The following is a 322-nucleotide window of genomic DNA, read 5'->3' as shown; positions in this document are numbered from 1 at the left end:
CCCTCAAGGCCGGTGACGAGGTCTACGGGATGCCCTGGTTCCCCCGCGCGGCAGGCGGCTACGCCGAGTACGTCACCGCACCGGCCCCCCCGCTCGCCCGCAAGCCCGCAACCGCCGGCCACGAGCAGGCCGCCGCCCTCCCGCTGGCCGCCCTGCCCGCGCGGCAGGCCCCGGTGGACGCCGCCGAGGTCCGCCCCGGTCAGCGGGTCCTGATCCACGCCGCGGCCGGAGGGGTCGGCCACTTCGCCGTGCAGTTCGCCAAGCACCTGGGAGCCCACGTCATCGGCACCGCCCGCCGCAGCCGCCACGACTGGCTGACCAA

General features: G+C 77.3%; 1 pseudogene. It reads left to right on the top strand.

What is annotated here, in order from left to right:
* A pseudogene (locus tag UK12_RS42440) lies at positions 1-322 on the top strand (NADP-dependent oxidoreductase); the annotation flags it as partial.

Origin of the sequence: Saccharothrix sp. ST-888, assembly GCF_000955975.1 — a bacterium.
Lineage (GTDB): Bacteria > Actinomycetota > Actinomycetes > Streptomycetales > Streptomycetaceae > Kitasatospora.
This window is presented reverse-complemented; position numbering and strand designations above follow the sequence as displayed.